Annotated in this window: 8 protein-coding genes; 2 read left to right on the top strand and 6 right to left on the bottom strand. The window is 65.7% G+C overall.

The window, feature by feature from the left end; translation table 11 throughout:
• Positions 1-168 precede the first annotated feature (168 nt).
• From AC629_RS28830 to AC629_RS28815, 4 genes are read right to left on the bottom strand one after another with little or no spacing between them, the layout of a single operon-like run.
• Complete coding sequence (locus AC629_RS28830) at positions 169-651, bottom strand: DUF1178 family protein (RefSeq protein ID WP_084808251.1); 483 nt, start codon at positions 649-651, stop codon at positions 169-171.
• Complete coding sequence (locus tag AC629_RS28825) at positions 648-1,526, bottom strand: carbon-nitrogen hydrolase family protein (RefSeq protein ID WP_084808250.1); 879 nt, start codon at positions 1,524-1,526, stop codon at positions 648-650. Before AC629_RS28825 ends, AC629_RS28830 begins: the two co-directional genes overlap by 4 nt.
• On the bottom strand, positions 1,523-1,798 hold the full coding sequence (grxC, locus tag AC629_RS28820) for a glutaredoxin 3 (RefSeq protein ID WP_084808249.1): 276 nt from the start codon (positions 1,796-1,798) through the stop codon (positions 1,523-1,525). Before grxC ends, AC629_RS28825 begins: the two co-directional genes overlap by 4 nt.
• A gap of 35 nt (positions 1,799-1,833) precedes the next feature.
• Complete coding sequence (locus AC629_RS28815) at positions 1,834-2,643, bottom strand: ComF family protein (protein ID WP_084808248.1); 810 nt, start codon at positions 2,641-2,643, stop codon at positions 1,834-1,836.
• Positions 2,644-2,886: 243 nt separating this feature from the next.
• On the opposite strand from AC629_RS28815, the gene AC629_RS28810 reads away from it, so the two are divergent.
• Entirely contained in the window at positions 2,887-3,756 is an 870-nt protein-coding gene (locus AC629_RS28810; RefSeq protein WP_084808253.1) for a methyltransferase domain-containing protein, read from the top strand.
• Positions 3,757-3,914: 158 nt separating this feature from the next.
• Here AC629_RS28810 and AC629_RS28805 read toward each other — a convergent pair whose 3' ends face one another.
• On the bottom strand, positions 3,915-4,325 hold the full coding sequence (locus AC629_RS28805) for a (deoxy)nucleoside triphosphate pyrophosphohydrolase (RefSeq protein WP_084808247.1): 411 nt from the start codon (positions 4,323-4,325) through the stop codon (positions 3,915-3,917).
• A 140-nt stretch (positions 4,326-4,465) separates the two neighbouring features.
• Between AC629_RS28805 and AC629_RS28800 the strand changes: the two genes are divergently transcribed.
• Positions 4,466-5,797 (top strand): TadE/TadG family type IV pilus assembly protein, encoded by a 1,332-nt coding sequence (locus tag AC629_RS28800; protein WP_084808246.1) that lies wholly within the window; start codon positions 4,466-4,468, stop codon positions 5,795-5,797.
• Positions 5,798-5,946: 149 nt separating this feature from the next.
• On the opposite strand, the gene argJ is transcribed toward AC629_RS28800, so the two are convergent.
• Complete coding sequence (gene argJ, locus AC629_RS28795) at positions 5,947-7,188, bottom strand: bifunctional glutamate N-acetyltransferase/amino-acid acetyltransferase ArgJ (RefSeq protein WP_084808245.1); 1,242 nt, start codon at positions 7,186-7,188, stop codon at positions 5,947-5,949.
• Positions 7,189-7,190 lie beyond the last annotated feature (2 nt).

Raw genomic sequence — 7,190 nt, 5'->3', positions numbered from 1 at the left:
AGGTCGCATCGATCGACTTGACCAATGGCCAACCTGTCAGTGATGTGTCCGAACAGGTGTCAGCGATGTCTCCGGGCTAAACACTTGTCCCGGGCATCCACGTTCTCGTGCTCGCGAAAAAAAGACGTGGATGGCCGGGGCAAGCCCGGCCATGACGACAAGCGCGCGTCAGTTCCGGTCTTCCGGCAGCGTCGGCAACGGCGACACCTCGATACCCTCGTCGATCAGCGACTTCGCCTCTTCGGGCGAGGCCTCGCCGTAGATCGGGCGGTGCTCCTTGTCGCCGTAATGCATCGCGCGGGCTTCGTTCGCAAAACGCTCGCCGACATTGTCGGCGTTCTTGACGATGTGGTCGCGCAATTCCTTGAGCTTGGCGCGCAGTTCGCGCTCCTGCGCCATCATCAGCGAGGTCGATCCTGACGGCGCAGCCTCGGCCGCGGCGGTCGTGGCCGGCTCCGGCGGCGGCGTTGCGCGTCCGCGGCCCTTCTTGCCGGCGATGCGCGGGGTCATGATCGCCTTGTCGACCTTGGCCGAACCGCAGATCGGGCAGGTCACGAGCTTGCGCTTCACCTGCGAATCATAAGCCGACGAGCTCTGGAACCAGCTCTCGAATTCGTGGTCGTGGTCGCAGCGGAGCGCGTAACGGATCATGCGGATCCCCGTACGAGTTGCAGATGGTCCGGCCCCGCCTTGGGGTCGGCGACGCCGAAGCGGCGGCCGTGCTGGAGCGAGGGGATCGCGCGTCGCGCCGTCTCGACCTTGGCCGGATCGATCTTGGCCATGATGAGGCCGGGCTCGACATCGCCCTCGGCGAGGATCTCGCCCCATGGATCGATGATCAGCGAATGGCCATAGGTCTCGCGCTTGTTCTCGTGCAGGCCGGCCTGCGCCGCGGCGAACACGAAGCAACCGGTCTCGATCGCGCGCGCGCGCAGCAGAACGTGCCAATGCGCCTCGCCGGTCTTGCGGGTGAACGCCGATGGCACCGTGAGGAAGGACGCACCGCTCTCGGCCAGCGCGCGGTAGAGCGCAGGGAAGCGCACGTCGTAGCAGATTGTCAGGCCGACGCGGCCCCACGGCAGGTCGGAGATAACAGCCGTCTCGCCCGGTTGGTAATTGGCGGACTCGCGATAGCTCTCGCCGTCCGGCAGCTCGATGTCGAACATGTGGATCTTGTCGTAGCTCGCGAGCACATCGCCCTCGGGCCCGATCAGGAAGGAGCGGTTGACCGCCTTCTCCGGCGAGAAGCGCAGCGCCAGCGAGCCGACATGGATATGAATCCCGAGTTCCGCCGCGAGCGCCCTGTATGCCTTCAGCGACTTGTCGTCCTCTTCGCTCTGCAGATGCTCGAACAGCGCCTTGCGGTTGAGCTGCATCATGTTGCTGACTTCGGGCGTCTGCACGTATTCGGCACCATTTGCCGCAGCCTGCCGGATCAGCCTGGTGGCCTGCTCGAGGCTCGGCTCTGGCATCAGGCCGGTGCGCATCTGCACCATGGCGGCGGTGAAGGTCCGATTCTCGCTCATGATACGGCCTTCACGCTTCCAAGCATGCCATCGAGCTTGCCTTCGCGGTCGAGGGCATAGAGGTCGTCGCAGCCGCCGACATGGCTTCCGCCGATCCAGATCTGCGGGAAGGTCGAGCCTTCGCCGGCGCGGTCGTACATCTCTGCGCGCCAGGACGGGTTCTTGGCGATATCGAACTCCGTGAAGGTCGCCTTCTTGCGGGTGAGCAGCGATTTGGCGGCGGAACAATAGCCACAGCCCGGCCTCGTGTAGATCTCGACAGCAGCGGTCATGTTCTCTGGCGCTCTCATGTCATGAATTCATTGAATTATATGGGACGGGGGCCGTTCTCGACAACCCGGGCGAATACCAGCACGTCGACCTGGGCCGCCCTGGCGCGGAGCAAGGCCCGCGCGCAGGCATCAAGCGTCGCGCCTGAGGTCAGGACATCGTCGATCAGGACGATCCGGCAGCCCTGGACCTCGGTCTGACGGTCGGGGGATACCTGGAATGCGCCCTGCACATTGGTGGCGCGCTGAGCCCGCGACAGGCCGATCTGCTGCTCGGTGGCGCGCACCCGGCGCAGCACCTCGCCTCGTACCTTCACCCCACTCTGCCGCTCGATGACGCGCGCCAGCGCGCCGGACTGGTTGTAGCGGCGGCGCCAGGCCCTTCGCCAATGCAGGGGAACGGGAATCAGCATGTCGGCGCCGGTGAGCAGCTCGCCGCCCGCGCGGGCCATCCAGCGGCCCATGGCCGGCGCGAGATCAGTACGGTCCTGGTATTTCAGCGCATGCACCAGCGTTCGCGCGACGTCGTCATAGCGTACCGCTGCGCGCGCCCGCTGGTAGGCCGGCGGGCTCGCGATTGCCTCCATCGACAGCATGTCGGGACCAGGATCATAGACGAAGGGAATGCCGAGCCGCGGGCAATAGGGCCGTTCGATGAACGACAGCCGCGCCCAGCAGGCCGCGCAAACGCCCTCGCCATCGACCGGCTCGCGGCAGGACACGCACAGCGTCGGTAGCGCAATGTCGAGCGCGAGCCGGGCTGCCCTCGTCAGGACATGACGGCCAGCCGTCCATACAGCCCGCAGCGGCGCGGCGATGGAGCGGGCACGGGCGCTTTCAGCTTCCATTGGGAGAGGCTAGCGTTCCACGGCAATCCGCTCAAGCCACGCTCTCGTGCCCCGGACGCAGCGCAGCGCTACTTCGGCGGTGCGCTGCAGAGCCGGGGCCCATCTCACCGCATCGTACGGTGTTGCTTTCTGGGTCCTGACTCTGCGCAGCAGCGCCGTAGCGTGTCGAAGACGCGCATGAACGCGCTTTTGGAAGCGCTGCAGCGCGTCCGGGACACGAGAGAGGAGATTGCAATAGCCGGCATGATCGGCGTAACCAGCGGCATGGCTCAGAACGTGCAAACCCCGCCCGCCCTGTTCGATCGCGCATTGCTGCATGCGCGGCAGCAACGGGCACGTGCGCAGGGCGAGGTCACCTTCCTGCTCGATCGCGTCGCCGAGGACATGTCCGACCGGCTGGCCGCGGTGATGCGGGAGTTTCACGTACCTGTTGATCTCTGGACCCCCGGCGACGGCCTCGCGGAGTTGGGTGCGCGACTGCCTTCCATCCAGCGAATCGCGCTCGATGTGGTCGGCGATGAGAAGTTACCCCTCGCACCCGAAAGCCTCGACCTCGTCGTCTCGGCGCTGGCGCTGCAATTCGTCAACGACCTGCCGGGCGTGCTCGCGCAAATCCGTCGCGCGCTGAGACCGGACGGGCTGCTGCTCGCCGCGATGATCGGCGGCGACAGCCTGACCGAGCTGCGCCAGGCCTTCGCCGCGGCCGAAGCCGAATGCGAGGGCGGCGTTTCGCCGCGCGTGGCGCCGTTCGCTGATCTGCGTGACATCGGCGCGCTGCTGCAGCGGGCAGGCTTCGCGCTACCGGTCACCGACGTCGATCGCGTCGTGGTGCGCTACGCCAACGCCTTCGCGCTGATGCAGGATCTCCGCCGCATGGGCGCGGCCAATGTGCTGATCGAGCGGCGCCGCACACCGAGCCGGCGCGCAACGCTGCTGCGGATGGCCGAAATCTACGCCGAACGCTTCGCCGACGCCGATGGCCGCATCCGCGCCACCTTTGACATCATCTGGCTCTCCGGCTGGGCGCCGCATGCAAGCCAGCAGCAGCCGCTGAAGCCGGGGTCGGCCAAGGCGAGCCTGGCGGAGGCGGTGAAGAAGATTAAGCGGGACTAGCGTGTCCCGGACGCGGCGCAGCACCTTGGTGATGCGCCGCAGAGCCGGGACCCAGTTCTGAGGCTCCTGGGCCCCGGCTTTGCGGCGCACCGCATAGCGTGTCCAAGACGCGCGTAAACGCGCTTATGGCGCTGCGCTGCGTCCGGGGCACGGAAACCTCACATCAGCAAATCAATCAGATGCGGGATCAGCGGAATGTCCGCGGGCGGCATCGGATAGTCGCGCAGCTTGTTGGCGCGGACCCAGGCGAGGGTCTGGCCTTCGCGCGGGGTGACCTGACCACCCCAGCGCCGGCAGATGTAGAGCGGCATCAAGAGATGAAACGTCTCGTAGCCGTAGCTCGCGAAGGTCAGCGGGGCCAGGCACGGCTCGGCGACGGTAATGCCGAGCTCCTCGGAGAGCTCGCGGATCAAGCTCTGCTCCGGCCGCTCGCCAGCCTCGAGCTTGCCGCCGGGAAATTCCCAGAGGCCGGCCAAGTTCTTGCCCTCGGGGCGCTGTGCGATCAGAACGCGCTTGTCGGCGTCTACAAGCGCGCACGCCACCACCAGTGTCAGTTTGAGATTGGCCATGCCTGAAATGTCGCTCGCTGAAGATGACCCGCAACGGTTCGTTAACCCCGTTTCGGCCCGTGTTTCTGAGATCTCCATAAGTCATATTTAATTGACGGTTCCTAGGGTCGAAACGGTCAAAACTACTCCGGGCCCGATCCATGCGCGCTACGTTTCGCACCTTCGTCCGCCGGTTCGTCCGCGACCGGCGCGGCAATATCGCGGTGATCTTCGCACTCTGCTGCGTTCCCCTGATCACGGTGGTCGGCTGCGCGGTCGATTACGCCCGCGCGACGCAGATGCAGTCCAAGCTTCAGGCCGCGGCCGATGCGGCCAGTGTCGGCTCGGTCGCGAAGGCGTCGCCGGCGTTTGCCGCGGCGGGCTCGATGACCTCGGACGGTCCGATCCCCGTCGGCGTCACCGATGCCCAGAACATTTTCAATGCCAACGTTGCCAACCTGACCGGCTATACGCTGGGCAGCGTCACGCCGACCGTGGTCAAGACCGGTTCGACGGTCGTCTCGACCGTTACGTTCAGCGGCACCATCAACACCATGTTCCTCGGTGTGATCGGCAAGACCGCGCTGACAGTGACCGGCTCGTCGACCTCCACGGCCACCATGCCGCTCTATGTCGACTTCTACCTCCTGATGGACAATTCGCCGTCGATGGGCGTGGCGGCGACGCCGACGGACGTCAGTACGATGGTCGCCAACACGTCCGACAAATGCGCCTTCGCCTGCCACGACTACAACGACGCCAACAACTACTACAATCTCGCCAAGAAGCTCGGCGTGACGACGCGGATTGACGTGCTGCGCAGCGCGACCCAATCGCTGATGGACACGGCCGCGGCCACGGAGACCTATTCGAACCAGTTCCGCATGGCGATCTACGATTTCGGCGCATCGTCGAAGACCATCGGCCTGCGCGCGCTGTTCTCGCTGTCGGCGAGCCTGTCGAGCGCCAAGACGGCGGCCGGCGGCATCGACCTGATGGGTGTCTATGGCAACAATGATGCCTACACCGCCGACAAGGACACGCCGTTCAGCACGGTCTTTCCGGCGATCAACAACGTGATCAGTGCGCCCGGAGCCGGGACGCCGGCGTCGCCGATGAAATATCTGTTCTTCGTCTCGGACGGCGTCGCCGACGAGTCCAACACTGGCTGCGCCAAGCCGACGGTGAGCGGCGGGCGCTGCCAGTCGCCGATCAACGTCTCGCTCTGCACCACTATCAAGAACCGCGGCATCAAGATTGCGGTGCTCTACACCACCTATCTGCAACTCCCGACCAATTCCTGGTACATGAAGTACATCGACCCCTTCAACAAGGGACCGTTCGGGCCGTCGCCGAACAGCGAGATCGCGCAGAACATGCAGAGCTGCGCTTCGCCCGGACTGTATTTCGAGGTGAGCCCGACACAGGGCATCTCGGAAGCGATGAATGCGCTGTTCAGGAAGGCAGTCGCGGACGCGCGGATCTCGGGGTGAGGTTAGTTTCACCTCTCCCAGCTTGCGGGGAGAGGTCGGATTGCGAAGCAATCCGGGTGAGGGGGTACAGGTCCCGCGGCAATCTCACTCGTGGAGAGAAGCCCCTCACCCCAACCCTCTCCCCGTAAGAACGGGGAGAGGGAGAAGACTCAAGACCTGTAATCCCCGTTGATCGCGACATACTCCTTGGTGAGGTCGCAGGTCAGCACGCGGTCGCGGCCCTTGCCGAGGCCGAGAGAGACCTTGATCGCGATTTCCGGCGCCTTCATCGCCTCCGACACTTGCGCCTCGTCATAGGACGGATCGCGCGCGCCGTTCTTGGCGACGCGGATGCCGTTGAAGGAGATCGAGAGCTTGTCGCGATCGGCCGGCTCGCCGGCCTTGCCGACCGCCATCACCACGCGGCCCCAATTGGCGTCCTCGCCCGCGATTGCGGTCTTCACCAGTGGCGAGTTGGCGATCGACATCGCGATCTTGCGCGCCGACGCCTTGGTCTTGGCCCCCTCGACCGTGATCTCGACCAGCTTGCGCGCGCCTTCGCCATCGCGGGCGACCTGCTCGGAGAGGTTGGCGAGCACCTGGTTGAATGCCTTGACGAACGCCTTCAGGCGCGGATCGCTGGCGCGGCTGATCTTTGGCGCGCCATGCTCGGCGGCGGCGCCCGTCGCGAAGGCGAGCAGGGTATCCGAAGTCGAGGTGTCACCATCGATGGTCACCGCGTTGAAAGTGTCCTCGACACCGCTCTTGAGCAGCGCCTGGAGCGCGGCGGGCGCGATCGGCGCGTCGGTGAAGATGAAGGACAGCATCGTCGCCATGTCGGGGGCGATCATGCCGGCGCCCTTGGCCATGCCGTTGATGGTGACCTTGGCCTTGCCGAGCTTGACGGTCGCGGTCGCGACCTTCGGGAAGGTGTCGGTGGTCATGATCGCCTTGGCCGCGGCGAGATAATCGCCGGGCTCGGCGGCCTCGGCCAGCCGGCCGAGCACGCCGTCGAACTTGGTCGCGTCCAGCGGCTCGCCGATCACGCCGGTCGAAGCCAGGAAGATTTCGCCCTCGCTGCACCCGACGGCCTTGGCCGCGATCTTCGCGGTTAGTGCGGTGGAGGCGCGGCCGGTCTTGCCGGTGAAGGCATTGGCATTGCCGGAATTGACCACCAGCGCGCGGGCCTTGCCGCCCTTCAGCTTGGCGCGGCACCATTCCACCGGGGCGGAGGGGCATTTCGACCGGGTGAAGACGCCGGCAACAGTGGTTCCCTTGTCCATCACCGCCAGCAGCACGTCGGTGCGGTTCTTGTAGCGGATGCCGGCCTCGGCGGTCGCGAGACGGACGCCCGCGATGACGGGCATGTCGGGAACGTGTTTCGGGGCGAGCGGGGAGACGGTTGAGGACATCG

This window comes from Bradyrhizobium sp. NAS80.1, from assembly GCF_001908205.1.
Classification (GTDB): Bacteria; Pseudomonadota; Alphaproteobacteria; order Rhizobiales; family Xanthobacteraceae; genus Bradyrhizobium.
Note: the sequence above shows the minus strand (reverse complement) of the source record. Positions and strands in the feature narration are given on the sequence as shown.